24 protein-coding genes are annotated in these 25093 nt (G+C 59.4%); 6 read left to right on the forward strand and 18 right to left on the reverse strand.

What is annotated here, in order from left to right:
* Positions 1–129: 129 nt before the first annotated feature.
* From CE491_RS07410 to CE491_RS07470, 13 genes are all read right to left on the reverse strand, one after another.
* Positions 130–2268 (reverse strand): 3-hydroxyacyl-CoA dehydrogenase NAD-binding domain-containing protein, encoded by a 2139-nt coding sequence (locus tag CE491_RS07410; RefSeq protein WP_110947701.1) that lies wholly within the window; start codon positions 2266–2268, stop codon positions 130–132.
* 146 nt (positions 2269–2414) lie between these two features.
* Entirely contained in the window at positions 2415–3620 is a 1206-nt protein-coding gene (locus tag CE491_RS07415; protein WP_110947702.1) for an acetyl-CoA C-acetyltransferase, read from the reverse strand.
* Between the two features lie 852 nt (positions 3621–4472).
* On the reverse strand, positions 4473–5300 hold the full coding sequence (locus CE491_RS07420; protein WP_110947703.1) for a transglutaminase family protein: 828 nt from the start codon (positions 5298–5300) through the stop codon (positions 4473–4475).
* Positions 5297–6256, reverse strand: a complete 960-nt coding sequence (locus CE491_RS07425; protein WP_110947704.1) for an alpha-E domain-containing protein — start codon at positions 6254–6256, stop codon at positions 5297–5299. The genes CE491_RS07420 and CE491_RS07425 overlap by 4 nt, the downstream gene beginning before the upstream one ends.
* Before the next feature lie 12 nt (positions 6257–6268).
* On the reverse strand, positions 6269–7678 hold the full coding sequence (locus CE491_RS07430) for a circularly permuted type 2 ATP-grasp protein (protein ID WP_110947705.1): 1410 nt from the start codon (positions 7676–7678) through the stop codon (positions 6269–6271).
* Positions 7679–8187: 509 nt separating this feature from the next.
* Positions 8188–8526: a ribonuclease E inhibitor RraB gene (locus CE491_RS07435; protein WP_110947706.1), complete on the reverse strand. Its 339-nt coding sequence runs from the start codon at positions 8524–8526 to the stop codon at positions 8188–8190.
* Positions 8527–8777: 251 nt separating this feature from the next.
* Complete coding sequence (locus CE491_RS07440) at positions 8778–9014, reverse strand: hypothetical protein (RefSeq protein ID WP_110947707.1); 237 nt, start codon at positions 9012–9014, stop codon at positions 8778–8780.
* A gap of 172 nt (positions 9015–9186) precedes the next feature.
* Entirely contained in the window at positions 9187–11256 is a 2070-nt protein-coding gene (locus CE491_RS07445; protein ID WP_110947708.1) for an LTA synthase family protein, read from the reverse strand.
* Between the two features lie 252 nt (positions 11257–11508).
* Positions 11509–12741: a type II toxin-antitoxin system HipA family toxin gene (locus CE491_RS07450; RefSeq protein WP_110947709.1), complete on the reverse strand. Its 1233-nt coding sequence runs from the start codon at positions 12739–12741 to the stop codon at positions 11509–11511.
* On the reverse strand, positions 12738–12989 hold the full coding sequence (locus CE491_RS07455; RefSeq protein WP_110947710.1) for a helix-turn-helix domain-containing protein: 252 nt from the start codon (positions 12987–12989) through the stop codon (positions 12738–12740). Before CE491_RS07455 ends, CE491_RS07450 begins: the two co-directional genes overlap by 4 nt.
* A gap of 251 nt (positions 12990–13240) precedes the next feature.
* On the reverse strand, positions 13241–13432 hold the full coding sequence (locus CE491_RS07460) for a PLDc N-terminal domain-containing protein (RefSeq protein ID WP_024688144.1): 192 nt from the start codon (positions 13430–13432) through the stop codon (positions 13241–13243).
* Between the two features lie 153 nt (positions 13433–13585).
* Positions 13586–14110 carry a hypothetical protein gene (locus CE491_RS07465; protein ID WP_110947711.1) on the reverse strand — a complete coding sequence of 175 codons (525 nt, stop codon included), beginning with the start codon at positions 14108–14110 and terminating at the stop codon, positions 13586–13588.
* 153 nt (positions 14111–14263) lie between these two features.
* Complete coding sequence (locus tag CE491_RS07470) at positions 14264–14800, reverse strand: ankyrin repeat domain-containing protein (protein ID WP_110947712.1); 537 nt, start codon at positions 14798–14800, stop codon at positions 14264–14266.
* Between the two features lie 452 nt (positions 14801–15252).
* On the opposite strand from CE491_RS07470, the gene CE491_RS07475 reads away from it, so the two are divergent.
* Positions 15253–15531 (forward strand): DUF3509 domain-containing protein, encoded by a 279-nt coding sequence (locus CE491_RS07475; RefSeq protein ID WP_110947713.1) that lies wholly within the window; start codon positions 15253–15255, stop codon positions 15529–15531.
* 133 nt (positions 15532–15664) lie between these two features.
* On the opposite strand, the gene CE491_RS07480 is transcribed toward CE491_RS07475, so the two are convergent.
* The 4 genes from CE491_RS07480 to aroC all read right to left on the reverse strand — a co-directional run bounded on the left by CE491_RS07480 (position 15665) and on the right by aroC (position 19666).
* Positions 15665–16381: a helix-turn-helix transcriptional regulator gene (locus CE491_RS07480; protein WP_110947714.1), complete on the reverse strand. Its 717-nt coding sequence runs from the start codon at positions 16379–16381 to the stop codon at positions 15665–15667.
* Positions 16382–16742: 361 nt separating this feature from the next.
* Entirely contained in the window at positions 16743–17285 is a 543-nt protein-coding gene (locus CE491_RS07485; RefSeq protein ID WP_110947715.1) for a 1,2-dihydroxy-3-keto-5-methylthiopentene dioxygenase, read from the reverse strand.
* 103 nt (positions 17286–17388) lie between these two features.
* Positions 17389–18543 (reverse strand): MFS transporter, encoded by a 1155-nt coding sequence (locus CE491_RS07490; RefSeq protein ID WP_199885023.1) that lies wholly within the window; start codon positions 18541–18543, stop codon positions 17389–17391.
* 31 nt (positions 18544–18574) lie between these two features.
* Positions 18575–19666: a chorismate synthase gene (gene aroC / locus CE491_RS07495; RefSeq protein WP_110947716.1), complete on the reverse strand. Its 1092-nt coding sequence runs from the start codon at positions 19664–19666 to the stop codon at positions 18575–18577.
* Between the two features lie 137 nt (positions 19667–19803).
* Between aroC and CE491_RS07500 the strand changes: the two genes are divergently transcribed.
* Both CE491_RS07500 and CE491_RS07505 read left to right on the forward strand, forming a co-directional pair.
* Positions 19804–20799 carry an alpha/beta hydrolase gene (locus tag CE491_RS07500; RefSeq protein WP_110947717.1) on the forward strand — a complete coding sequence of 332 codons (996 nt, stop codon included), beginning with the start codon at positions 19804–19806 and terminating at the stop codon, positions 20797–20799.
* Between the two features lie 192 nt (positions 20800–20991).
* Positions 20992–21792 (forward strand): hypothetical protein, encoded by an 801-nt coding sequence (locus tag CE491_RS07505; protein WP_110947718.1) that lies wholly within the window; start codon positions 20992–20994, stop codon positions 21790–21792.
* A 170-nt stretch (positions 21793–21962) separates the two neighbouring features.
* Here CE491_RS07505 and prmB read toward each other — a convergent pair whose 3' ends face one another.
* On the reverse strand, positions 21963–22871 hold the full coding sequence (gene prmB, locus CE491_RS07510; protein WP_110947719.1) for a 50S ribosomal protein L3 N(5)-glutamine methyltransferase: 909 nt from the start codon (positions 22869–22871) through the stop codon (positions 21963–21965).
* 252 nt (positions 22872–23123) lie between these two features.
* Between prmB and CE491_RS07515 the strand changes: the two genes are divergently transcribed.
* From CE491_RS07515 to CE491_RS07525, 3 genes are all read left to right on the forward strand, one after another.
* Positions 23124–23747, forward strand: coding sequence for a cysteine hydrolase family protein (locus tag CE491_RS07515; protein ID WP_110947720.1), 624 nt, complete (start codon positions 23124–23126; stop codon positions 23745–23747).
* Between the two features lie 237 nt (positions 23748–23984).
* The gene (locus CE491_RS07520) at positions 23985–24305 is read left to right on the forward strand and encodes a hypothetical protein (protein ID WP_110947721.1); all 321 of its coding nucleotides are present in this window, start codon (positions 23985–23987) and stop codon (positions 24303–24305) included.
* 94 nt (positions 24306–24399) lie between these two features.
* Positions 24400–24960, forward strand: coding sequence for a Smr/MutS family protein (locus tag CE491_RS07525; RefSeq protein ID WP_110947725.1), 561 nt, complete (start codon positions 24400–24402; stop codon positions 24958–24960).
* The last annotated feature ends 133 nt before the right edge of the window (positions 24961–25093 follow it).

Genomic DNA, 25093 nt, shown 5'->3' on the forward strand with positions numbered 1-25093 from the left:
CCTGAAGCGACAAGGCGAAAATGCACACGCCCAAGCCTGCCTTGAAGCCCGAGGCAAGGCAATAGCCGTTTGTGCCGGACCCTGCCTCTGGCTGAACCCTGGCCGTAGCAATGCCAGGTCATCGACGTATCAGAACAGCTCGCCGTTGCGGGCCTTTTCCAGCAGCAGCGCCGGTGGCTGGAACCGTTCACCATAGCGCTCGGCCAGGTACTGGGCGCGGGCGATGAAATCCTTGACGCCATACTGATTGATGAATTGCAGCGCCCCGCCCGTCCACGCCGGAAAGCCAATGCCGAAGATCGAGCCAATGTTAGCGTCGGTGGTCGAGCGCAGCACGCCTTCCTCAAAGCAGCGCACGGTTTCAATCGCCTGAATGAACAGCAGGCGGTCGCGAAGCTCCTGTCCTGCAAGTTGCGAATCGGGCTTCTCGAAGCGCGCCTTGAGTTCAGGCCACAGACGCTTCGGCGCACCTTCGGGGTAATCGTAGAAACCGCCGCCTGCGGCCTTGCCCGCGCGCTTGTACTCATTGAGCAGCAGATCGATCACGGCGGTGGCCGGGTGCTCTGCAACCGTTTCGCCCTGCCCTGCCTGGTCCTTGCGAGCTTGCTGGCGAATATGGCTCATCAGGCTCAGCGACACTTCATCCGACACAGCCAGTGGCCCCAAGGGCATCCCGGCCTTGCGCGCTTCGGTCTCGATCATCACCGCGCAAACGCCCTCGCCAAGCATGGCGCCCTCGTTGGTGAATGTGGCGAATACCCGTGAGGTGAAGAACCCTCGGGCGTCGTTGACCACGATCGGCGTCTTGTTGATCTGCTGCACGAAGTCGAACGCGCGGGCCAGGGTCATATCGTTGGTGCGCGCACCCTTGATGATTTCCACCAGGCGCATCTTGTCGACCGGGCTGAAGAAATGCATGCCGACGAACCGCTCCTGCCGACTGACCGCCGTGGCCAACCCGGTGATGGGCAGAGTCGAGGTATTGGACGCAATCACCGCATACGGCACCACCACCTGCTCGGCGGCAGATGTGACCTGTGCCTTGAGCTCGCGATCCTCGAACACCGCTTCGATGATCAGATCGCAACCCTCCAGATCACTGTCACGGCCCGTGGTCTTGATCCGTCCCAGCACGGCGTCCCGCTGTTCGGGCTTGATCCGGCCGTTGGCGACCTGTTTGTCCAGCAGCCTGACGGAATAATCCTTGCCCTTCTGCGCAGTGGCGAGATTGATGTCCTTGAGCACCACATCGACACCGGCCAGCGCCGTGACGTACGCGATCCCGCCACCCATCATCCCCGCGCCAAGAATGCCCACCTTGCGCATGCGATACACCGGCGGCGCCTTGGGTCGCGACTCGCCAGCCTTGAGTTCGTTGAGCTGAAACCAGGTGCCAATCATGTTCTTGGCGATCTGGCCGGTGGTGAGTTCGGTGAAATAACGCGCTTCGATGACTTCGGCGGCGTGAAAATCCACCTGCGCACCTTCGACCGCTGCCGCCAGGATTTTCTCGGGCGCGGGGTAACAGCCCTGGGTTTTGCTGCGCAGCATCGAAGGCGCGATCGCCAGCATCTGCGCGACGCTTGGGTTGGACGGCGAGCCACCCGGAATCTGGAAACCCGGTTGATCCCACACCTTGCTCGGCGCCGGATTGGCCAGAATCCATTCACGAGCCTTGCTCAGCAGATCCTCAGGGTCGCGGGCCAGTTGATCGACCAAGCCTGCCTTGAAGGCCTGTTGCGCGTTCAGGATCCGCCCTTCCATGAGCAATGGCAGGGCCTTTTCCAGCCCCAGCATGCGCACCAGCCGCACCGTGCCGCCGCCACCGGGCAGCAAACCCAGGGTGACTTCCGGCAAGCCGAGGCGCACGTGTTTTTCGTCGAGGGCGATGCGCTGATGACAGGCCAGGCACAACTCCCAGCCGCCGCCCAGCGCCGCGCCATTGATGGCGGCGACCACCGGTTTGCCAAAGGTCTCGAGGGCGCGAAGCTGCGCCTTGAGGTCCAGGGTCATCTGGTAAAACCACTGAGCTCGAGACTTGTCGACCTTGACCAGCTCATTCAGATCGCCTCCGGCAAAGAACGTCTTCTTCGCCGAACGAATGATCACGCCCACAACGCGGTCCTTGTCCGCCTGTAACCGGTCGAGGGTCGCACCCATTGCCTGGCGGTACAGCGCATTCATCGTGTTGGCCTGCTGGCCGGGCATGTCCAGCGTCAGCGTGACGATCTGATCGGGGCCGATTTCGTAGTGGATGGCGTCAGTCATGCGGTCGTTCTTCCTGAAACTGTTGTTATATGTAGAGTCACTTTCAGCCGCTAGAGTCGCTGCGGCTGTAACGCCCTTTTAGTGAGCAAGCTCACTCCTACAGGCTCGAGATTAGCCTGAGCAAACCTCGCAATCGGCACAGTCCTTCAAACCCGCTCGATAATCGTCGCTATCCCCATGCCTGCGCCTACACACAAAGTCGCCAGGCCGTAGCGCAGCTGCCGTGCTTCCAGTTCGTCGAGCAGGGTGCCGAGAATCATGCAGCCCGTGGCGCCCAAGGGGTGGCCCAGCGCGATAGAGCCGCCATTGACATTGACCTTTTGCGGGTCGACGCCCATGTCCTTGATGAACTTGAGTACCACCGAAGCGAAGGCTTCGTTGACCTCGAACAGATCGATATCTTCAATCTTCAATCCGGCGCGGGCCAGGGCCTTGCGAGTCGCCGGAGCAGGTCCGGTGAGCATGATGGTCGGATCGGTGCTGGTCACGGCGCTAGCGACGATTCGCGCACGGGGTCGCAGCCCGAGTTCCTGACCTTTCTGGGCCGTACCCAGCAACATCAGCGCCGCGCCGTCGACAATCCCTGAACTGTTGCCGGGGGTGTGCACGTGCTCGATACGCTCGACCTGGCTGTAGACCCGCAGCGCCGTTGCGTCGTAACCCATCTGACCGATGCTCTGGAAACTGGGTTTGAGCTTGCTCAGGCCCTCGAGCGTCGAATCGCCGCGAATGAATTCATCGTGGTCCAGCAACAACAGGCTGTTCTGATCGCGTACCGGAATCAGCGAACGCTTGAATGCGCCGCTCTGTCGCGCGCGGGCGGCTTTTATTTGAGATTCCAGTGCAAAGGCGTCGACGTCAGCGCGACTGAAGCCTTCGATTGTCGCGATCAGGTCGGCGCCAATGCCTTGCGGGGTGAAGTGCGTGTGCAAATTGGTCAACGGGTCCACTACCCAGGCGCCGCCGTCGCTGCCCATGGGGACCCGCGACATGGACTCCACACCGCCGACCACCACCAGATCCTCGAACCCGGAACGAATTTTCATCGCGCCGAGGTTGACCGCTTCCAGGCCCGAAGCGCAGAAACGGTTGATTTGCACACCCGCCACGCTGATCGCCCAATCAGCGACCAGGGCCGCGGTCTTGGCGATGTCGGCGCCCTGATCGCCGACGGGGGTCACGCAACCCAGGACGATGTCGTCGACCTGGGCGGTGTCCAGATGGTTGCGCAGTTGAAGTTCACTCAGTAATCCCGCAACCAGCTTTACCGGTTTGACGCTGTACAGCGCGCCATCAGCCTTGCCTCTGCCCCGCGGGGTGCGCAGTGCATCGAAAATAAACGCCTCGGTCATCGTATCCCTCGCTGCCCTGCTGGATGTTTCTATTCTGCTGACAGCATACGGTCACACAGATGGTGTCATGGGTCCAAGCACTCTGTTCACTGACTGTGAGCAAGACTAGCTTGTTGCGAGAGCTTTCGGACTCGGACGAACGGTAGCGAGCTATCGGACGTCCCCCTGTTTGCCCGCAAGTGTCTAGCAAGGGAGTGTCCAATGCTAGCCAAACGCCTTATCTCCTTTTCTCCTAACCAAATCGAATTATTCATAGCAAACCGATCTAAGCGGCGCCGCACGTGGGCTCTAAGGTTAAGTCTGTAGCAGGAGCGCAATAAAAAAGATGCCTACAGCGCCCGTCGTCTCCGATCGATTGTCGGAACACCTGCTCTTTTGGATTTCACCTCTGCCAGCTGTCGCTTCCCTGTTCAGTGAAGCAGGTAGCTTTTGTTGCTCAGGAAAAACAAGAAAAGGCCATTACGCCATGTTCAAACATTCGAAAGTACGTCAAGCCGGGCTGATTGTTTTCGCCACCACACTGTTGCTGATCCTGCCGAACCTGACCCGCCTGTTCGGCTGACCCAGTGAATTCACGCTTGCGAGCGAGCGTATTTGCGCCGACCTGGTTTCTATCGAAGGATGGGAAGTGAGCGCATGTGTCAGCGGGTACCACAACTCAAGCGGGTCATGGCAAATCGCATTCGGGTGGAGGGTGGTCTTCAGCGAAAGCGATCCGCGGGCTGATAGGCCAGCCTGCTGAAAGCGGGCTACAACGGCATCATCAACGATGGCACCTGCGATCCGGCGCAGTGATGGCTGGCATGCGAAGGCACTGTAGGAGCCGGCCTGGCTCCTACAGCGTGTCAAAAGTCAGGACTGTCGCTGCACCTGCATCTGCACGACCGGCGTGGCGACTGGCGCCGAATCCGAGACCACCACCTTGGCGTGCATCTGCTCACAACCGCCGCCACGGCGCATACCGCGTACCGGGCAGGCATCCAGATAATCCAGCCCTACTGCCAATTTCAAATGGCGCTCGGGAATCGCTAGTTGATTGGTCACGTCGAAGCTGTACCACGCGTCGTCGATCCACGCTTCGGCCCAGGCATGGCTGGCCAGGTGTTCGCTGCTGTCGCTGTAAAGGTAACCCGAGACATAACGCGCCGGCACGCCAAGGCTGCGAGCGCAAGCCAGGAACGCGTGGGTGTGGTCCTGACAGACCCCTGCCCCATTGGCAAACGCCTGCGCCGCGCTGGTGTCGACCGCGGTCGAACCCGGCGTATATACGATGTGCTGATTCAACGCCTGCATCAGATCGATCAACGCGTTGCGATCGGTGCGCTTCTTGGTCTGCCTTGCGGCAAATGCACGAATCGCTTCGTCGGCTTCGGTCAGACGGGTGAAACGCAGGAACGGCAGCGAAGACTGGCTTTCATGCTCGGCCTCGCGCTTCTCATCGATCTCCACCTGGCCCCGCGCGCCGATGACGATGGCCTCGTGGGGCTCGTCCATGGTCAGCACATGGAGAATGTTGCCGAACGGATCGACCTGCGCGCGCACCGGGCGCGGCAGGGAAAGTTGCCAGCTGAGCACCTGCTGGCGCTCGCTGTCATGTGGGGTCAGGCGCAAATACTGGATGCTGGCGCGGACCTGATCGTCGTAGTGATAAGTGGTCTCGTGGCTAATTGAAAGTCTCATGCAGCCTCCAGATAAGAGGTGTGAATAACGTTACCGAGTTGGGCCAGCAGCGGAATGAATTCGTTCAACCATTCATGCAGGCCCTCGCCGAGGATTTCGTCGATACCGGTGTAACGCAGGCGCGCATCGAGCTCGGCGGCCAGACGTTGCGCGGGACGACCATTGGCGCCGGGAAGACTGGCCAGAATCATGTCCAGCTCCTCAAGGCAGGCGCGCAACGAACGCGGAATATCGGCGCGTAGCAACAGCAGTTCAGCGACCTGGCGCGCACCCGGCGCATCGCGATAGACCTCGGTGTAGGCCTCGAACGACGACAGCGCGCGCAGCAAGGCGCTCCACTGGTAATAACCGGCTGCGGAACTGTCCGCCGCCGCGTTGGCTGAAGGGCCGCGCAGCTCGAGCATCTCATAACGCGCATCGAGCATGCGCAGGGTATTGTCGGCGCGCTCGATGAAGGTCCCCAGGCGAATGAAACGGAAGGCATCGTTGCGCATGATGGTGCCGTAGGTGGCGCCACGGAACAGATGCGAACGCTCCTTGACCCACTCACAGAACCGGCTCATGCCATAACGGCTCAGGCCTTGTTCGGCGATCCCGCGAATCTCCAGATACGTGGCGTTGATGTTTTCCCACATGTCCGCAGTAATCCGCCCACGTACCGCATGAGCACTGGCCCGTGCGGCGCCGATACAGCTGAAAATGCTAGCAGGGTTGGCGGCGTCCAGAGCGAAGAAATGCAGCAAACGCTCGGCGTGCAGCTCGCCGTGGCGCTCCAGATAATCGTCCAGGGTTCCGGTAATCAGCAGAGGCATGGCGATTTCATTGAGGCCATCTCCGCGTCCGTCCTGGGGCATCAACGACAGCGAGTAACTGACGTCCAGCATCCGCGCGAGGTTTTCCGCCCGCTCCAGGTACCGCGACATCCAATATAAATCCGAGGCAGTTCTACTTAGCATTGGCAGGCATCCTTAATCCTCGACCACCCAGGTGTCCTTGGTTCCGCCACCCTGCGACGAGTTGACCACCAGCGACCCCTCGCGCAATGCGACGCGGGTAAGTCCGCCAGGAACGACGCGGGTTTCACGGCCAGACAGAACGAACGGGCGCAGGTCGATGTGTCGCGGGGCGATGCCGTTCTCGACGAAAGTCGGGCAGGTCGACAGGGACAAGGTGGGTTGAGCGATGTACGCGTGTGGCTTGGCCTTGAGTCGGGCGCGGAAGGCCTCGATTTCAGCCGCGGTGGCCGCCGGACCGACCAGCATCCCGTAGCCGCCGGACCCCTGCGTCTCCTTGACCACCAGATCGCCGAGGTTGGCCAGAACGTGAGACAGCTCTTCTGGCTTGCGGCACTGCCAGGTCGGCACATTCTTCAGGATCGGCTCCTCGTCGAGGTAGAAGCGGATCATATCGGTCACGAAGGGATACACCGACTTGTCGTCCGCGACGCCGGTGCCAATGGCATTGGCCAGGACTACATTGCCCGAGCGATAGGCCGACAACAGACCCGGCACGCCGAGCATCGAGTCCGGGTTGAACGCCAGCGGATCGAGGAAGGCATCATCGAGACGACGGTAAATCACATCCACCGCTTTCGGGCCATCCGTGGTGCGCATGAACACACGATCGTCGCGCACGAACAGATCCGCGCCTTCAACCAGTTCGACGCCCATTTCCCGAGCCAGGAACGCGTGCTCGAAGAACGCACTGTTGAAGCGGCCGGGCGTCAGTACCACCACGCTGGGATTATCCAGCGGGCTGGAGCTTTTCAGGGTGTCGAGCAACAGATTCGGATAGTGATCAACGGGGGCGATGCGTTGCGCGGCGAACAGCTCGGGGAACAGACGCATCATCATCTTGCGGTCTTCGAGCATGTAGCTCACGCCGCTCGGGGTGCGCAGGTTGTCTTCGAGAACGTAATAAGTCCCGTCGCCATCGCGCACCAGGTCGACGCCGGAGATGTGTGAATACAGATCGCGGTGAAGGTTCAGACCCTGCATCGCCAACTGGTATTGCTCGTTGGCCAGCACCTGCTCGGCGGGGATGATCCCGGCCTTGATGACGCGTTGACCGTGATAAAGGTCGGCAAGGAACATGTTCAGCGCCTTGACGCGCTGGATGCAGCCGCGCTCAACCACGCGCCATTCACTGGCAGGGATACTGCGTGGAATCGTATCGAAGGGGATCAGACGCTCGGTTCCCTGCTCGTCACCGTACAACGTAAATGTAATCCCGGCGCGATGAAACAAAAGATCGGCCTCACGCCGGCGCTGAGCCAGTAACTCAGGTGGCGCTTCGCCCAGCCAGCGGGCGAATTCCCGATAATGCGGACGGACAGCCCCGTCCACATCGTACATCTCATCATAAAAGGTGCGGATCATGCCGTACTCCTTGTCACCATGGACACAAGGGCCTTCGCAAGGCCCGTGCCAGCGGTATAAACGCTGTTAAATCAAATGGTTAAAGAAATCGACAGTCATCCTCGCACCATACCTGTGCAAGATGCGCCCCCACCCATTCTCTTACGCTTCAAAGAGAAGCGTCCTGCCACTGAAAATCTATTACCAGCATAGCCAGAGTTGATTTCCCGACCGGACTTTGTTTCCAGATAATCGCCCCATCGACGCAGACAAGCTGGCTACAGGCTGCTTGAGCAAACTTCATGCATCGCAGGACTCCTTCATGAAATTCCCTTTAGGCCGCTCACATGGAGCGGCCTTTTTTTGCCCTTTTTTTGGCTGCTCGGCGACCTGTTATTTATTAAATGACCTTCTTTAGCAACACGGCTTGCCGGCGGTGGCAAGATTGAAATCGTCGCCGCAGGCAAGCCGTGCTAGAGGTTTCCGGAACCGCCCGACAGCGAGGCCGGGCGTCATATCAGGTGCGCTCATCAATGAAGCCGTTTGATCTCCTGCTTCACCCCCCAACCCTCGACTTCACCATCAAACCCTAGAATCGCAGTCTGGAAATCCTGTTCGAAGTCGCCGATGCCGTCGTAAGTGGCGTACATCAGTTTGCTCAGTTGCAGATGCCACGCTCCGTCCTCACGGGCGTTGACTTGAGTGTTAAGAGATTCACCACGAAATTTTTCCGCTGCCTGACGCGCCCGCTCCTCGTCCGGGAAGACTGCATAGAACTCGATGGGATGGATACTTGCGAAGTCGAAACCGCCTTCTTTCATGCGGCGCAGCACGTGGGTGCTGATGTCTTCTTGATAGGTCGTGCTCATGAAACGTCCTCCTATGCAACGATAGATAGAGTTTCAACGATCCCGAAACGGCCTCTGCTCCAGAGGGGCGTCAAGCGACAGATCATCTGCCGCCCGGGACTCAAGCATGTCGCTGACAAGGTCGGTGCTGCTATTACAAATCAGGCATCTACACGAACTTGCTCGGGTAGATGCTTCACCGCCTTCGCCTGGAGATTACGCCCATTAATGGCGTGTTGCCAATTGGCAAATAGCGACGACCGCAAGTGGTTTCAGGGAGCTTCCACAATGGAAATGATCTGTACCGCGTTTTGCTCCTTGAGTGTTTTGACGGTGGGGTCTGCTGTGCGCCCATCCAGGTCGTTGAGATCAAGGTCTTCGGTTACCGGAAACAGGGCATGACGCAGGCGCTGGGCAGCCTCCTCGTCACTGGGACGCTGGTCGGATTCAAGATTGTGGGTCTGCTGCACGCCATCTTTATCCTGAAACGAAATAGTCCAGACTTTCATCAATGTCTCCTCAGTCAGGCCGCACGCCGGCCTACTGAAATCGGACTGCGCTTTTTTATCATTCGTTCAACGTTTGTGACGTGGCACAGAGGTTGTTTCAATGCAAAAAAAAGAGGCCATGTGGCCGCCACGGGGGCGGCCAAGAGGGCCTCTTTTTTCTCCAGCAGACAGCTTACGGCTTGGCGTCTTTCACCCCGGCGGTGTTGTCCAGCAGGCTCTTGGTCGCGGTCTGCAGAAAGCTGTCGAGCTTCTTGCGCAGCTCGGCGATGTCCGGCGCGTTGGGCATCACTTCGGCGTGGGGCTTGGTGCCCAACTCGTAACTGTAGACCTTCGGCTCCATTTCCTTGGGTTCGATCAGGATGCGGTTGCCGGTGACCAGCGCAACCGTCTGTTCGCTGCCCGAAGGCTTGATCACGCCGAAGCCCAGGTCGCCCGCTGGCAGGTTGAGCAGATCGCGGCCCCAGCACTGGTGCACGGTGTCGCCCCCCAGACGGCCCATGATGGTCGGCACGATATCGATCTGCGTGCCGACGATACTGCTGCGCTTGCCGAACTTGTCCTGCAAGCCCGGCGCGATCATCAGCATCGGCACGTTGAAGCGCCCCAGGTCCATCTCGGTGATCTGCTCGTTATTACCGAAGCCATGGTCACCAACGACAACGAAGAGCGTGTCCTTGTAGTAAGGCTCCTTCCTGGCCTTCTCGAAGAACTGACCCAGTGCCCAGTCGGAATAACGCATTGCCGTCAGGTGCTCGTCCAAGCTGCCATGGCCAGTCACGCGTTCAACCGGCAGGTTGGCTGGCAGCGCGTATGGCGTGTGGTTGGACAGGGTCTGCAGCAAGGCATAGAACGGCTTGCCCTTGGCTTCGCGGGCTTTGAGTTCCTCGGCGCCACGGTCGAACATGTCCTGGTCGGACACCCCCCAGGTCGGATCAGAGAACACCGGATTGACGAAATCGTTGCGGCCGATGAAGTTGGTCATGCCCTGGTTACTGAAGAACCCGGACTGGTTGTCCCAGGCGAAGTCGCCGTTGTAGACGTACACGTCGTCGTATTTGCGCGCGCTCAGCAACTGCGGCAAACCGGACAGCTTATGACTGCCTTCCGGGGTCTGCATCAGGTATTCGAAACCCGGCAGGTTCGGGAAGCAGGCCATGGTGGCGAACATGCCCTGGTGAGTGTGGGTGCCGTTGGAGAAGAAGTGGTCGAACAGCAGCCCTTCTTCCGACAGCTTGTCGAAGTACGGCGTGATGTTCGACTCATCGCCCAGCGCACCGACCGAATGACCGGCGAAGCTTTCCATCAGGATCACTACGACGTTCTTGATCGGCAGGGTATTGCTCTCGGGCGGCGTGAACTCACGACGCACGGCAGCAGTGCCCGGATCCACCAGTTTTTCATTGGCAGTCAGCAGCATGTCGCGCACGGTCTGCTGAGCTTCAGGCTGCGGCAGCGTGGCCTTCCAGATGTTGTCGCGGTCTTCGGACATGCGGCTCTTGGCGGCAGCGATCAAGGTCAGCGTGCCATTGAGGCCCAAGGTGTTGGCGAAATTCGACTCGGTGGTGTAGGCATCGCCCCAGCGCAGTGGCGGGCCTTGACGCAAGGTGCCGCGCGCGGCGATCACCGCGACCGCCAGACACAGGACGAACACCCCGATGCGGGTGTACCACGGCGCGATGGCGCGATTGCTGGAGCTGCCAATACTGAAGCCGCCACGAGGCCGGGTCAGACGATCGATGCCCTTGAATACCAGACTCAACAGCCAGGTCAGCAAAGCCCAGGCCAGCAGGTAGCGCACCACTGGGTAGCCGTACCAGATCATGCTCAATACGGTTTTCGGGTCTTCCTTGACGTACTGGAAGACCAGGCCGTTCAGGCGCTGGTGGAATTCGCGGTAGAAATCCATCTCCATCAGGCCGAAGAACGTGGTCAGGCTGGCGACCAGCGTCAGCCAGAACCGGAACAGGCCGCGGGCTGCCATCAGACGAGCACTGAAGAGTGCCAGCAGCAGTGGAATCAGGATGTAGACCACCAGCCGCAAATCGAAACGCAGGCCGTTGCCAAATGCCTCGATGAACGTCGAGGCCGGCGTTGCGCCGATCCCTTCACGGTTGTAGACCAGCAGCGCAACGCGCAGCAGGGTGTACAGAACCATCAGCGCCAGCCCGCTCAGCAGCGTATAAGCCAGGTGTGATTTGACGGTAGGTTGCGGCGCGCGCGCCGGGGCGTCCGGTTTGGCCATGTGTTGTAGGATCCGTTGGATTCAGGTTTAAGGTCGAAAAGCCTGTGCGCCCGGTGACATCGAAACGATGGTGCGGGACGCGGGGGGCAAATATTACGTGATCGCCCGGTGTTTACCACCAACGCGGCTCATTCTTCATGAGCCGCGAGGTGCATGACAGGGGGTCGGCCCGGTCGGCGAGACTGAAACGACGCGAATTTTCCCGAAGGAGCAGTGAAAATTCCGTTGTTTTGCCAGGTATCTCATATTTTCTTACAAAGCCGTCGGGCCCTCATTGGCCGCGAAAGTCTGGGCGTACAAGCCCACGGCATATTCGATTGCCAGGAATACCTGCGGAGCATGTTCAGACAGATGCGCGTTCGCTTTCAGCGACTGGTACACCGCAGCAATCAGCCGCTCCAGGCGCGGCCCGGGCTTGCGAATGTTGCACGCGCTTGCCAGTTCCAGGATGCCCAGCCGCGAGCCGAACAGGCTTTTCGACCCGGCAAGCCTCAGGGCAAGCGAATCCTCTTCTATGTAAGCGGTGGTGTTGACGATGTCGTAGGCCGGGGCCAGGTGCGCGTCGCGCCCGAGCGGGTCGCGGTAAAGCAACCCGAAGTTTTTCAAATGGGCATCTCCATTGCCGACCATGCAGCTCAGGGCCACGATGTCGAAGAATTGCTCAAGCGACGTCGCAATCTTCTCTGGCCCACAAAACAGTCGAATCGCGCGCGCGATCTTTTCGTAACTGGAGTCGTACTTCTGCTCGGTGCCCAAGCCCATCAATACTGCCATGTCCTCGAAGCCGATCGGGCGTTGATCGGGCTCGCGGTCGAAGCGGCGCATGACGAACAGCTCACGGTTGTCCGAAAGATAGAAATCGGGTACCGGCATGCCCGCTCTGCGTGCCGCGTCCATGCAGACATATTCATTGATCGCCAGCGCCGGAAAATCAGCCCGCCCGGACTTCACGATGAGTTCTGGCATCAACAGCGTGGCCCTGGGGTCGGCCGCAAATGCTGCTTCGGGCACGATGACCTTGGGCTGCACGCCGGAAATACCCGTGCGCAGGATGTAGCTGTCAACCAATTCGGCAAACAGGTCGTGGGCGCCGTCCCAACTCAGAATCTGCGCCAGGCTGCGACCCTGGACATCGCTTCGGGTCCCCAGCAACTCATCAATCGAAGCAGACTGTACCGCCACACGCCCCACAGGCGAGCCGCTTCCGGTCAAGGCCATCAGCAGCATCGGATTGAGGGGTGTGGTTTTAGCGAGCCGGTTGCGCAGTTGTTCGAGGACATAGCCTTCCGGCAGATTCATCTGGAACACCGGGTGCAGGCTTCTTGAGCTGAATGCCGCGTCGCGCAACGGCATGGTCAAGCTGATCTGCGATTGCGGAGCAGCGTCCAGGCCGTAGCGAAAAAGATAGTCGCCGGTTTCGACGGTAGACAACTCGCCGCTTTCCCCTTGGGGCGTCCGGATACGTACGCGGTCCAGGGGCTTCATCTGAAGACCTCCCGCAATTCTTCGAAGGAAGGACGCCTGGCGGGCACTACCTTGATCTCGGCGTCCAGCGCGGCGAGCGCTCGGGCATAGAAATTCATTGAGACTGTCGGGCTGCCCTTCTCGATTTCAGCGAGCTTTTGCCGAGTGAGGCCCGACTGGGCGGCGAGCTGGACCAGGGTCAGACCGCGAGTCTTGCGCATGTCCGCAATTTGTTTGCCGAGTCTTTCGATGAGCAGGAGCGCGTCCATAGGTTACGTCTGGATAACATTGTGGAAATGATGGAATGTATACGTAACACGGGAAGCATACAACGAAAAGTCGCGTATACATAACATAGAACTCATAATGTTATTTATACGTGACATTCGCATAAAAACGGGAGCGTTGCCAAGTCAACGTGGCTCAGTTGCTAATCGCGCTTCTGCTCAAACCGCCATGAAAAACGCCTGATAGCTCGCAGGCCATCAGGCGTTGATGTTCGTAAAGCCTGGTAGACAGTCTAGATTCGGACATTGCCTCGCGGACCTGCAATAGCCCAGATGATCAGACCGAGAACCGGCAGCAGCACGATCAGCAGCACCCAGAGGATTTTCATCCCGGTTTCGGCACCGCTCTTCAAGACGTTGATGATGGCCCAGATATCGAGGGCCAGAATGATCAGTCCAACCAGACCATTAAAGGTGGAACCCATGGTGTCGCTCCTTAGTGAAGGCTTGCCCAGTTAGGAGTGGCGCGGCTCGGCGAGGGTTCCGTCGGTCGGGTGGGATATTTGCTGGATCTGCTGTAGCAGCAAGGCCTGCCAGCGGTGGCGGCTTGAAATCGCTACTGCCGGCAGGCCGTTGCGCTAAGACTGCGCTTTCAACGCTTCCAGCGCAGGCTCGACGAGGATGCCCAACTCGACGCCCAGCTCCATGACCCGTTTCTGGTCATTGCCGTACACCAGCACTGCTTGCAACTCGTCGTCCAGCGGCTCGCTCAGGTTCATCAACACGTAGCCGCCCATTTCCTTGTTCATGCTGCCGAGCTGGATCTGAATCCGGTTCAACGCGGTCAACGGCTCGGTTTTGGCCAGTTGTTTGGGCTTGATGTTGAACGTTACGGTGGGGCCGAAGGACGCCGTGATCTCACTGAACAGGTCCATATAGGTATCGGCCTGAAACATCACCGTTTCCGGCAGGCTGCCGATCACTACCCACTCGCCCAGCGGAATCGGGAAGCTGTCGTCGTAGTTGATGTCTGGGTTGGCAGCCAGAAAAGCGTTCGGGTCGGCGTAGGCCTGGGCGGCTTCGTCGGCAATCCTTTCGATTTCCTCGTTGCTCATGCAGCCGGAGCTGATCTTGCTGATGAATTCGATGAGTGAGGCTTTCATGGCGTGGTGATCCGGGACGAAAAAACAGGCGCGAAGGATAGCCGCAAATCCTTCGCATCTCTATCGGTTCAGGCCGCGGCGCTATCGGTTCGGACCGCAGCGCTATTGATTCACACTGCGACGCGATCAGTTACGCCAGCCTGCGAAAGCGGATCAAACCCCGAGGCGGGTCAACTGTTCGGCGGCATCGGTGGCGCCCATGGTCTGGGCCGCCATCAGCGGCGTCACACCCTTGGCATCCTGGACCCGCGGGTTGGCGCCCTTGGAGATTAGATAGTCGATGATCGCAGTGCGGTTAAACATCGCCGCCATCATCAGCGCGGTCCGCCCATCAGCCGACGCACCTTCGACTTGCGCCCCGCCTTCGACCAAAATCCGCACCACTTCCAGATCCCCTTTGAAAGCCGCCCCAGCGATCGGACTCTGTCCGTTGTCGTTACGAATCTCAGGGTCGGCCTTGTACTTGAGCAACACCTTCACCGCCTCCGCATGGCCGTGGTAACTGGCAAGCATCAGCAACGTGTCGCCCTTGTGGTTACGCAGGTTGGGCGTCAGGCCGTTTTCCAGCAGACGCCCGAGCATGGTCGCGTCGCCAGCCCGGGCACGATCGAACACCTGCTCGGCAAATTCCAGCGCTTCATCGTCCGACATGCGAGTGGCGGTATCCGGGGTTTTAGGGGTGTCAGACATTAGCTTTCTCCTGTAGCGCCGCACATGGCCACGCGTGATCGATCATTTTCCTGCGGGAATTTCTCAGAGACACGTGCACGATCTCAAGTTCCCGAATACATGCCGCGAACAATGGCAGGGATAGACGATGAGCTGCCAGAAAAGCTTTCCGATGGGCTTGATAGCAACAGCCGTTTATCGCCATCGTTGAAAATGGTGAAGCCGAGGTGAAATAAATCCAGGATATCGCTGTCTCAAATTTCAACACCGCCTCGTTTACCCCCTTCCCCGTCCCTCCCTTCCGGCAAAATGCAGGACGTCCACTGACCATTCTTGCAAAATGCACGAAACAGAAAATTCGGAAAAAACTCAACCTCTTGATTTTTAAGGTTTTTATTTAACCTCAAACACTGGCACAGTCACTGCACTAGTCCTTCCAAGCTTGTAATCACTGAGCAATGGAGCCGCTAGACATGACTTTCATCCAAGAGAAATTCGCTTCCGTATTTTCCGATTTCGAAGTCAACACCCAGCCTCGTCCAGACGGCGGTGTGCTGTTGTCGCTGCGCAATGGCGAAGGTAAACAGATCCGCCGCTCGGTCTCGTATGCTCAACTTCATACGCCAGTACAGTTGGAGTGGGTCATCAGCGCGATTCGCCGTGACCTGGCCGCTCAGGCCAGTGAGCTGCCTGCGATCTCGATGCTGCAAAGCCAACACCGTTTCGACTTGCCGACCTACCACACTCGGTAATCGGGGTACACCCGCAACACCTGAAGCCTCCCCTTATAGATACCGCGACAGCGTCCCAGCGCCATCGCGGTTTTTTTTGCGCGCAGTTAGTCGGGAGACGACGGTAGCCTTCCCCGAACCCGGTGTGCGAGTTTCATCGAATGATGCCTCGACAGAGTGCCTCGCCTACTGCCTGGGCGCGGTTGGTCACGCCTAGCTTGGCGTAGATGCTCTTGAAATGATGCTTGACCGTGGCTTCCGAGACCTCCTTGATCAGGGCGATCTCCCAGGCGGTCTTGCCTTCTCTGGCCCACTTGAGTATCTCCAGTTCCTTGCCGGTCAGGGCGCGGGTCTGGAATTGCCGCCCCTTGCCGGCCACATGCAGCATCGGCACCAGGCTGGTCAGCAGATAACGGTCGTTATGGCTGAGCGGCCGTTCCATGCCATTGAGCGAACAGACGGTGACCACGCCACGGTTGACCCGAGTCTCACTGGTATAGCCATAAGAGAGCGCAGGCAGCAATTCGCAGTCTTCGACGGCCGCTATGTAGGCTGATGAAGGTGGATAAGTGTGAAATGCCTCTTCCCAATCGAGAAACCCCAGGTTGTGGCGGAAACAGCGAATGACCGGGTCTTCGATCATCAGCCGCCCCTGTCCGTAGAGATCCTTCCAATAGCTGTCGACATTGGATGTGATGCAGCTGAGCAGCATGCCTTCGCGGTATTGGTAAAGCATCGCCCGCGCACAGCGACATTCCGCTCTGAGCCAGTCGAGCGCGTTGGCGATTGCCGCATTGCCGTCCTGCTCGGTGATGCTGCTGACCATTTGCTCTATCAACGGACTTAGCGTCCCTGTTTGTACGTTTTTCATCTTCCCCTCCGTTCAAAAAACGTCCTGTGTCGTCCCTGGGTGCTCTTTAGAGTTTTAAATTGATTACAGCCGCTAGACGCGCAAAGTCCTGCACGAAAATCCACGGGCAAGGCGCGTCCAAAGGCCGTCAGGCTCCGACGGGCTAAGGGTTACACAGTCCAGAGGGGTTAAACATAAGGGCGAAAACAAACAGGCATGCCTGACCGATAAACAGGCCACTTCCCACACGACAACCAAAATCTGCTTACATTTTTGATGATTTAGAAACACAAACCGCCGATGTCGATGACGGCGGCCGTGGGCAAAAACGATGAGCGCGACGATGCCGCAGACGGTTCAAAAAACCTCGGTCAGTGGCCTGTCAGTCGTCCAGGCGCGGAAACTGGCTGGCGATTGGCTCACCGGTCGCTTTCGCCTGGCCATTGGCTTTGCTGAACAGGCGAATCGCGACCACGCGAGGGTGCTCGCCGATATCGAACCATTGCCGAGTCCCGACAGGCACGCAAATCAGATCGCCCTTCTCGCACAGCACGGCGTACACGAAATCGCCGATGTGCAACGAATACAGGCCACGACCCGCGATGAAGAAACGAATCTCATCAGCGCCGTGTTGATGCTCGTCGAGGAACCGATCCCGCAGTTCATCCTTCTGCGGGTGATGACTGCCGACGCTGATGACATCGGTGGCCACGTGGCCGCGCTCGGCCATCAGTTGATCGACTTGATCGCGGTAGGCGCTAATCACTTCGTCGTCTTCGGCGCCGGCTGATATCGGGTTGGCTGCAGGCAGACGTTCAAAGCCGACGCCCTGCTCGGCGAGTGTCGAGGCAATGTCTTCGAAATGGGTCAGGACCTTGTTCGGCCATTCTGGAGACGACACGTGATAGACGCTGAGAATGCTCATTGCGGGGTTCCTCGGTTCAATCGCTCACCGACACGATGATCGGCCAGACGCGGGTTCATTCAGGCAATCGACAAAAACAACTTTCCACTATGTAGAGCGCGGATCATGTGCGCTCCTCTTTCATGCGCATGGCGGCCAGTATCGCGGCAAGCAGCGCAGCCAGGCTGGCGATGGCAAACGTCCATCCTGCCCCCAGCGCGTTCCAGCTGTACCCCGAATACAAGGCGCCCATCGCCCCGCCGGTGCCGGACAACGCCGCATACAGTGCCTGTCCCTGGCCCTGCTGGCGGGGGCCGAAACTGCGTTGCAGAAAATGGATGGCGGCCGCGTGGAAACTGCCGAAAGTGGCCGCATGCAACAGCTGGGCGAAGATCAATATTGGTAGATGATCGGCGAAGCTACCCAGCAAAAGCCAGCGCAGCGCGGCCAACGCGAAGCTGGTGATCAGTACGTGACGCACGCTCAAGCGCTGCAGAATCCGGCTCATGGCCAGAAACATCAGCACTTCTGCCACCACTCCCACCGCCCAAAGCATGCCGATGATGCCGCGGCTGTAGCCCAGTTGCTCCAGGTGCAAGGTGAGGAAGGTGTAATAAGGGCCGTGGCTCAGTTGCATCAAGGCCACGCAGACGTAAAAAGCCAGTACGCCGGGGCTGAACAATTGCTTCAGGAAGCCCTCGCCTGCCGGACGCTGGGTCGACACCGCTGGCTGCGCGTTGGGCACCCACCAGCTACTGGCGACGATCCCGGCCATGATCACCAGCAGCGCCTGGGGGTACAGGTCAAGGCTGAACCATTCGAACAGGCGGCCCAATCCGACCACGGTCAGGATGAAGCCAATCGAACCCCACAAACGAATCTGACTGTAGCGCGCGGTCTGGCCCTGCAAATGCGCAAGGGTGATGACCTCGAACTGTGGCAACACGGCGTGCCAGAAAAAGGCGTGCAGCGCCATGACCATGGCCAGCCAGGCATAGGATTTGTCGACGAGAATCAACGAGAAGCACGCCAGGGTGCAAACCGCGCCAAAGCGCACGATGGCCAGGCGCCGACCGCTGTAGTCACCCAACCAGCCCCAGAGGTTCGGCGCCACGCAGCGCATCAGCATGGGGATGGCCACCAGCTCTCCGATACGTGCACTGGGAAACCCCAAGTGATCGAAGTACAGCGCCAGAAACGGCGCCGTCGAACCGAGCAAGGCGAAATAGAAAAGATAGAAGCTGGACAGTCGCCAGTAGGGAAGCGCCGCCACGTTCATACGCCCGTGGCAGCGTTACCGGAGGGTGGCATTACAGCTGACCCAGAACCGGGGTGTTGACTCGCACGTCCAGGTTTTGCCCGCGATGACGCAGTAGATGATCGAGCAGCACGATCGCCATCATCGCCTCAGCGATCGGGGTGGCGCGAATGCCGACACACGGGTCGTGACGGCCCTTGGTGATCACTTCGGCCGGATTGCCGTCGATGTCGATCGAGCGCCCCGGCGTGGTGATGCTCGACGTGGCTTTCAAGGCCAGATGCGCGACGATGGGCTGACCCGAGGAAATGCCGCCAAGGACGCCACCGGCGTTGTTCGAGACGAAGCCTTCAGGGGTCATCTCATCGCGGTGCTCGGTGCCGCGCTGGGCAACACTGGCGAACCCGGCACCGATCTCGATGCCCTTGACCGCGTTGATGCTCATCAGCGCATGGGCCAACTCGGCGTCAAGACGGTCGAAGATCGGCTCGCCCAGCCCCGGCATAACGCCATCGGCCACGACCGTGATCTTCGCGCCGACTGAATCCTGGTCGCGACGCAGTTGATCCATGTAGGCTTCCAGTTCAGGCACTTTGTCCGGATCGGGGCAGAAGAAAGCGTTCTGCTCCACCGACTCCCAGGTCTTGAACGGGATTTGGATCGGTCCCAGCTGGCTCATGTAGCCGCGCACGGTGATGCCCTGGGTCAGCAGATATTTCTTGGCGATGGCACCCGCGGCCACACGCATGGCGGTTTCGCGGGCAGAACTGCGGCCGCCGCCACGGTAATCGCGGATGCCGTATTTATGGTGGTAGGTGTAATCGGCGTGGGCCGGACGGAACAGATCCTTGATCTGCGAATAGTCCTTGGACTTCTGATCGGTATTGCGGATCAGCAGGCCGATGGAAGCGCCGGTGGTCTTGCCTTCGAACACGCCGGACAGGATTTCGACTTCATCGGCTTCCTGGCGCTGGGTGGTGTGACGGCTGGTGCCGGGCTTGCGGCGGTCCAGATCACGCTGCAGGTCTTCCAGCGACAGCTCGACACCCGGTGGGCAGCCATCGACGATGGCGACCAGCGCCGGACCATGGCTTTCGCCGGCGGTGGTGACAGAGAACAGCTTGCCGAAGGTATTGCCGGACATGCGGGAGGCTCCGAGAAATCGACCAAAAAACCAAAAACAGAGCGCGCCAGTATACGCAGGGTCAACGGCTATATCACGCGCGAACCTTATTCGATTGGCTGCGTCCAATTTCACACTTTATTGATGATGGCCTTGCGATGCTACGTAGTATGTCCCTGATCTGCGGCTTGCTGCCGCTGCGAGTAATCGCCTTGACCCTCACCCTGCTGTCCTCCCTCGCTAACGCGGGCACGCCGGTCGTCCTGCAGCGTCCCATCTCCCTGGATACCGGGACGGGCGAGTTGTTCGGCACCCTGTTGTTGCCAAAATCCAAGACGCCGGTGCCGGTGGTGCTGATCATTGCAGGCTCCGGCCCAACCGATCGCGACGGCAATAACCCCGATGGCGGGCGCAACGACAGCATGAAGCGCCTGGCGCTGATTCTGGCCCGGCACAACATCGCCAGCGTGCGTTACGACAAGCGCGGCGTCGCGGCCAGCCGACCTGCGACCCCCGACGAGCGCAACCTGAGCATCGAGAAATACGTTGATGACGCCGTCGCCTGGAGCGAAAAGCTCAAGGCTGACCCGCGGCTGGGCCAGCTGATTCTCATGGGCCACAGCGAAGGCGCACTGGTGGCCTCCCTCGCCGCTGAGCGCGCAGGCGCCACAGCGTTGATTTCGGTCGCGGGCACCGGGCGTCCAGTAGATCAGGTAGTGCGCGAGCAATTGCAATACCGCCTGCCGCCGCCGCTTCTGGCCCGTAGCGAGGAGCTGATCGAGGAGATCAAGGCCGGGAAAACCGATGACAACGTACCCGAGCCGCTGCAAGTGGTGTTTCGCCCGAGCGTGCAACCGTACTTGATCTCGCTGTTTAGGCAGAATCCGGCCGCAGCCTTCGGCAAGCTGAAAATTCCGACGCTGATCCTGCAAGGGCGCAATGACATGCAGGTCGGGGTGGGCGACGCCGAATTGTTGCATCAGGCCAAACCGGATTCGCAACTGGCGATCATCGATGGCATGAACCACGTGCTGCGAATCGTGCCGATGGACATGAAGCGCCAGCTGGCGTCCTACAAGGATCCGCAGTTGCCGCTTTCCAGCGAGCTGTCCGATCAGATTCTGAAATTCATCGGTTCAGTGCCGGCGGCCTGAAATACATCCTGTTCCACAGAACTGACCGGTGACCTGTGGGAGTGAGCAAGCTCACTCCCACACAAGCGCGGCGGTTGATTGCTGCGTGATCACCGTTCCTACACGCTTCTCCTTCAGATTCAGCGAAAACGGCCGATAGCGGGTTGCTGGCATTGTGTATTGCCGAGCAATGTCGAGAACAGGATCGCCGTGATGACAGAAGCAACGATGGAAGCCGAAGCGCTTGCCCCGGCTGACGCCAAAGAAGGTGAGGTGGCCACTCCGGTATTGTGGGCGGACGTGCAGGCCGAGCATCTCTCGATGCTGCGTCTGGCGCCGCTGCCGACGGATCGCGCGACGGGCGGCCGTCCACTGCGCTTTGTCGAGTTCGGCCGCGCGGAACGCCACAGCAAGGATTTCAGCCTGCTGCGCATGAGCTACCGCTTGCCGGGACAAAAGACCCGCAAAGAGCAGAACAATCTGGATATCTGGGTCGACCACGCCAATCGTGCAGTCCGCGTCGGCCCTGAATCCGGTTTGCAGATTGAGCCGTGGAACCGGGGCCTGGGCCGCTTCATGCTCGCCCAGGGCATTCATTGGGCGCAAAAACGCTGGTCCGAATACCGCATCGAAGGCATCGCTCTGGCCAACAAGGATGCGCTCAACGAAGACACTCGCATGCGCCGCGACCACTTCCTCAAGACTCAAGGCTTCGAGGTAGCGTACGCCGACCCTCAGCACCTGAAGGGCAGTGTCAACGAGGCCAAGGTCGGCAACCTGAACAACTCCTGGAACGCCGACAAGGTGCAAATCGTCGAGATTCTCGATGCTGCGCAGATGCTCCAGCAGGCCGATCAGAAGATTCAGGAACAGGAAGTCACGATCAGGAAGGCCGAAGACAAGGTCAGCAAGTACCGCCGCGATGACAGCAGCCTGCGCTTTACCATCGCCTGTCTGGTGACCTTTGCCGTGTTTCAGGCGGGGTTGCTGATCTGGATAGCGACGCATCGCTGAACAAGTCTGCGACCTGCGTAGCAGCACGGCGTGCCGTCAGTGCGGTGAATCAGCGAACGAAAGTGTCGCCTGACACGCCGCGTTCGCTGCCGTCGTAACCGCCGACGTCTCCCCAGGTCCTGCCGCGTACCGAGACTTGGCGCACACCCGATGCAGATTTGCGTAGAAGCTCACACCCGCGCCGCAAACACCGCCTGATGCGCGCGGCACTGCTCGGCTGTCAGCATGAACACCCCATGCCCGCCGCGCTGAAACTCGAGCCAGGCGAAATCCACTTCCGGGTACAGCGCTTCGACGTGCACCTGGCTGTTGCCCACTTCGACGATCAGCAAGCCTTTCTCGGTCAGATGATCGGCAGCCTGAGCCAGCATGCGACGCACCAGATTCAGACCGTCATCGCCGCAGGCCAGCGCCAGCTCGGGCTCGTGTTGATATTCGTCGGGCATGTCGGCGAAATCTTCGGCATCGACATACGGCGGGTTGGAGACGATCAGGTCGAAACGCTGTCCCGGCAGACCATCGAAACCGTCGCCCTGAACGGTGTAGACGCGCTCATCCAGGCCATGACGCTCGATATTCTGATTCGCCACTTCCAGTGCCTCGAAAGACAAATCCGCCAGGGCCACTTCGGCATCCGGGAACACCTCGGCGCAGGCAATGCCGATACAGCCGGAACCGGTGCACAGATCGAGAATGCGCGCAGGCTCAGTCGCCAGCCAAGGCTCGAAGCGCTGTTCGATCAGCTCACCGATAGGGGAACGCGGGATCAGCACACGCTCGTCGACGATGAACGACATGCCGCAGAACCAGGCTTCACCCAGCAGGTAAGCGGTCGGGACGCGCTCGGCGATGCGGCGCTGGATCAGACGCTGCACATTGACCAACTCGTCGTCTTCCAGATTGCAGTCCAGATAGTTGTCGGAAATTTCCCAAGGCAGATGCAGAGCACCCAGCACCAGTTGTCGGGCCTCGTCCCAGGCGTTGTCGGTGCCATGTCCGTAGAACAGGTCTTCCCCGTGAAAACGGCTGACAGCCCAACGGATATGATCGCGCAGGGTGCGCAGGCGGGAAGTGATCACGGCAGACTCCTTGGAAAAACGACGGGCGATTCTAGCAGCCATCCACCCAACAAACGATGCCTGCGCCCGACAGCGGCTGGCCCCGAAAAACTTTCCACCACCTTTCAGCGGTTTTGCAGGCAATATGACAGCAACCGCGACCTGCTCGACGGCTTGACGCCCGGTAAAAAGCGACACCTGTGAGCATTGAGATTCACAGAATCGCTCAGCCAGTGGACAATGTGGCAAAAGCCCCACTCGAAGGAGCCCCAGATGTCTGTTCCAAACAACGGTCCAAAGACCATGTTTCAACTCAGTGGCCGCGAATACGCAGCGGCCACGTTGAGTAATGCCACCCTGATCATCATCGACGCCCAGAAGGAATACCTCAGCGGCCCGCTGGCCCTGACCGGTGTTCAGCAAGCGATCGACAATATCGTGAAACTGGTCGACGCTGCCCGCCTCGCCAAATCGCCGATCATCCATGTCCGTCACCTGGGAACCGTCGGCGGCATGTTCGATCCACAAGGCGAGCGCGGGAAATTCGTCCCCGAACTCGAACCCCAGGGCGACGAGATTATTATTGAAAAACGCTTGCCGAACGCCTTGAACGGCACAGTCACCACGGACGATCGCAAGACTCTGCACAAGCTGCTCGAAGACCTGGGCCGTCTGGACCTGGTGGTCTGCGGTTTCATGAGTCACTCCAGCGTCAGCACCACCGTGCGCGCGGCCAAGGACTACGGTTTCCGTTGCACGCTGGTCGAAGACGCCTGCGCCACTCGCGATCTGCCGACCCCGACCGGCGTGATCAAGGCCGAACTCGTGCAGCAGGCCGAGATGGCGATCATGAATGACAACTTCGCCAAGCTGGCGTTGACCAAAAACCTGATCTGATCCAACCGATTCATCAGGAGCTGCCCCCTTGATCCGTAAAGCCTTGACCTCGCTTCGGACATCATTTTCCGGCAGTTCCTGAAGAAAAAGCGTACAAATGCAGTCATCTGAATGTGTGAACCGTCTCACATAACCGCCTATCCGTTAATCACCCATGTTTGCCTTGGAGCGCTGGCCGGACGGGAACCACCCAGGCGTAAGCGGGTCAGAGCGCCGATACCCATAGAGGAAGTCGGAATGAAAATATCCGATGGTTTCGATGCCCGTCGCTTGCGCCCAAAAGGCCAGAGCAACTGGCGGATGCGCTTCGGCGCTGCAATCTCCGCAATTCTTGCAACCGCCGGAGTCCTGCTTGCCATGGCTGGCGTGGCCAGCCTGATCGGCCACCCCGCGGCGCTGGGCGAACTCAACGCAAGCCCCGCGGGTGCGGTGGTGATCATTGTCGTTGGGCTGTTTCTGCTCTACATCGGTGTCTGGCTCTGGCGCCGCAGCCGGCGCCGCCGTCGCCGCGCGGGCGAATTGAACATGTCTCCTCATCTGATGAAGAAGCACGACTGACTCCTCCCCCCGCGTCTTGCATCGCCATTTGAGCTTTTAGTCGCGCCGTTCATGGTGTGACTTGGTTAAACTGGCGGCCTTCGCGGAGACCAACATGCAAGACGACGACTTTTCCCTGTTCAGACGTGAGATTCGTGGCGTAAAGCCGATCAAGACTGAACACGCCGACGTAGGCAAACCCAAAACCGATCGTAAGAACCTGGCCAAGTTACGGCAGGCGGCGACCGTGCGCTCGGATGCCACGATCACTGTGGACGGCCTGTCCGATCAGTTCGTGATCGACGTCGGGCCTGAAGACACGCTGTCTTGGGCGCGTGATGGCGTTCAGGAAGGCCAGATGCGCAAGCTCAAGCTGGGGCAGATCAGCTTCGAAGGCAGCCTGGATCTCCACGGCATGAGCGTGGAACTGGCACGAGAAACCATGTGGGAATTTCTGGCTGAAGCGACGAGGCTGGAAATCCGCTGCGTGCGCATCACCCACGGCAAGGCTGTGCGCCTGGATGGCAAGCGGCCCATGATCAAAAGCCACGTCAATACCTGGCTGCGTCAACACCAACAGGTGCTGGGCTTCACCTCATGCCTGGCCAAACATGGCGGCGCGGGCGCGGTGTACGTGATGCTCAAACGCACGATGATGGAGGGGCGGGACGAGTAAGCCCAAGACTTACTGCGTTTGCAGTAAAAGCCCGCTTGCCCGCGATTGCAATCTGTCTGAAACGTACCTTTCGATTGACAAACCACCATCGCGGGCAAGCGCGCTGCTACAGAGAACTTAATACAACGTGAGA

Source organism: Pseudomonas bohemica (genome assembly GCF_002934685.1).
Taxonomy (GTDB): domain Bacteria; phylum Pseudomonadota; class Gammaproteobacteria; order Pseudomonadales; family Pseudomonadaceae; genus Aquipseudomonas; species Aquipseudomonas bohemica.

Bases quoted from the DNA above. Each gene is read 5' to 3' on its own strand.
- CE491_RS07490 (WP_199885023.1), bottom strand. From the start codon at position 18,543: ATGAACGTGGCGGCGCTTCCCTACTGGCGACTGTCCAGCTTCTATCTT.
- CE491_RS07410 (WP_110947701.1), bottom strand. From the start codon at position 2,268: ATGACTGACGCCATCCACTACGAAATCGGCCCCGATCAGATCGTCACG.
- CE491_RS07525 (WP_110947725.1), top strand. From the start codon at position 24,400: ATGCAAGACGACGACTTTTCCCTGTTCAGACGTGAGATTCGTGGCGTA.
- CE491_RS07440 (WP_110947707.1), bottom strand. From the start codon at position 9,014: ATGAAAGTCTGGACTATTTCGTTTCAGGATAAAGATGGCGTGCAGCAG.
- CE491_RS07420 (WP_110947703.1), bottom strand. From the start codon at position 5,300: ATGAGACTTTCAATTAGCCACGAGACCACTTATCACTACGACGATCAG.
- CE491_RS07435 (WP_110947706.1), bottom strand. From the start codon at position 8,526: ATGAGCACGACCTATCAAGAAGACATCAGCACCCACGTGCTGCGCCGC.
- CE491_RS07450 (WP_110947709.1), bottom strand. From the start codon at position 12,741: ATGAAGCCCCTGGACCGCGTACGTATCCGGACGCCCCAAGGGGAAAGC.
- CE491_RS07470 (WP_110947712.1), bottom strand. From the start codon at position 14,800: ATGTCTGACACCCCTAAAACCCCGGATACCGCCACTCGCATGTCGGAC.
- CE491_RS07475 (WP_110947713.1), top strand. From the start codon at position 15,253: ATGACTTTCATCCAAGAGAAATTCGCTTCCGTATTTTCCGATTTCGAA.
- CE491_RS07430 (WP_110947705.1), bottom strand. From the start codon at position 7,678: ATGATCCGCACCTTTTATGATGAGATGTACGATGTGGACGGGGCTGTC.
- CE491_RS07500 (WP_110947717.1), top strand. From the start codon at position 19,804: ATGCTACGTAGTATGTCCCTGATCTGCGGCTTGCTGCCGCTGCGAGTA.
- CE491_RS07465 (WP_110947711.1), bottom strand. From the start codon at position 14,110: ATGAAAGCCTCACTCATCGAATTCATCAGCAAGATCAGCTCCGGCTGC.
- CE491_RS07480 (WP_110947714.1), bottom strand. From the start codon at position 16,381: ATGAAAAACGTACAAACAGGGACGCTAAGTCCGTTGATAGAGCAAATG.
- aroC (WP_110947716.1), bottom strand. From the start codon at position 19,666: ATGTCCGGCAATACCTTCGGCAAGCTGTTCTCTGTCACCACCGCCGGC.
- CE491_RS07460 (WP_024688144.1), bottom strand. From the start codon at position 13,432: ATGGGTTCCACCTTTAATGGTCTGGTTGGACTGATCATTCTGGCCCTC.
- CE491_RS07520 (WP_110947721.1), top strand. From the start codon at position 23,985: ATGAAAATATCCGATGGTTTCGATGCCCGTCGCTTGCGCCCAAAAGGC.
- CE491_RS07445 (WP_110947708.1), bottom strand. From the start codon at position 11,256: ATGGCCAAACCGGACGCCCCGGCGCGCGCGCCGCAACCTACCGTCAAA.
- CE491_RS07505 (WP_110947718.1), top strand. From the start codon at position 20,992: ATGACAGAAGCAACGATGGAAGCCGAAGCGCTTGCCCCGGCTGACGCC.
- CE491_RS07415 (WP_110947702.1), bottom strand. From the start codon at position 3,620: ATGACCGAGGCGTTTATTTTCGATGCACTGCGCACCCCGCGGGGCAGA.
- CE491_RS07455 (WP_110947710.1), bottom strand. From the start codon at position 12,989: ATGGACGCGCTCCTGCTCATCGAAAGACTCGGCAAACAAATTGCGGAC.
- CE491_RS07425 (WP_110947704.1), bottom strand. From the start codon at position 6,256: ATGCTAAGTAGAACTGCCTCGGATTTATATTGGATGTCGCGGTACCTG.
- CE491_RS07485 (WP_110947715.1), bottom strand. From the start codon at position 17,285: ATGAGCATTCTCAGCGTCTATCACGTGTCGTCTCCAGAATGGCCGAAC.
- CE491_RS07515 (WP_110947720.1), top strand. From the start codon at position 23,124: ATGTCTGTTCCAAACAACGGTCCAAAGACCATGTTTCAACTCAGTGGC.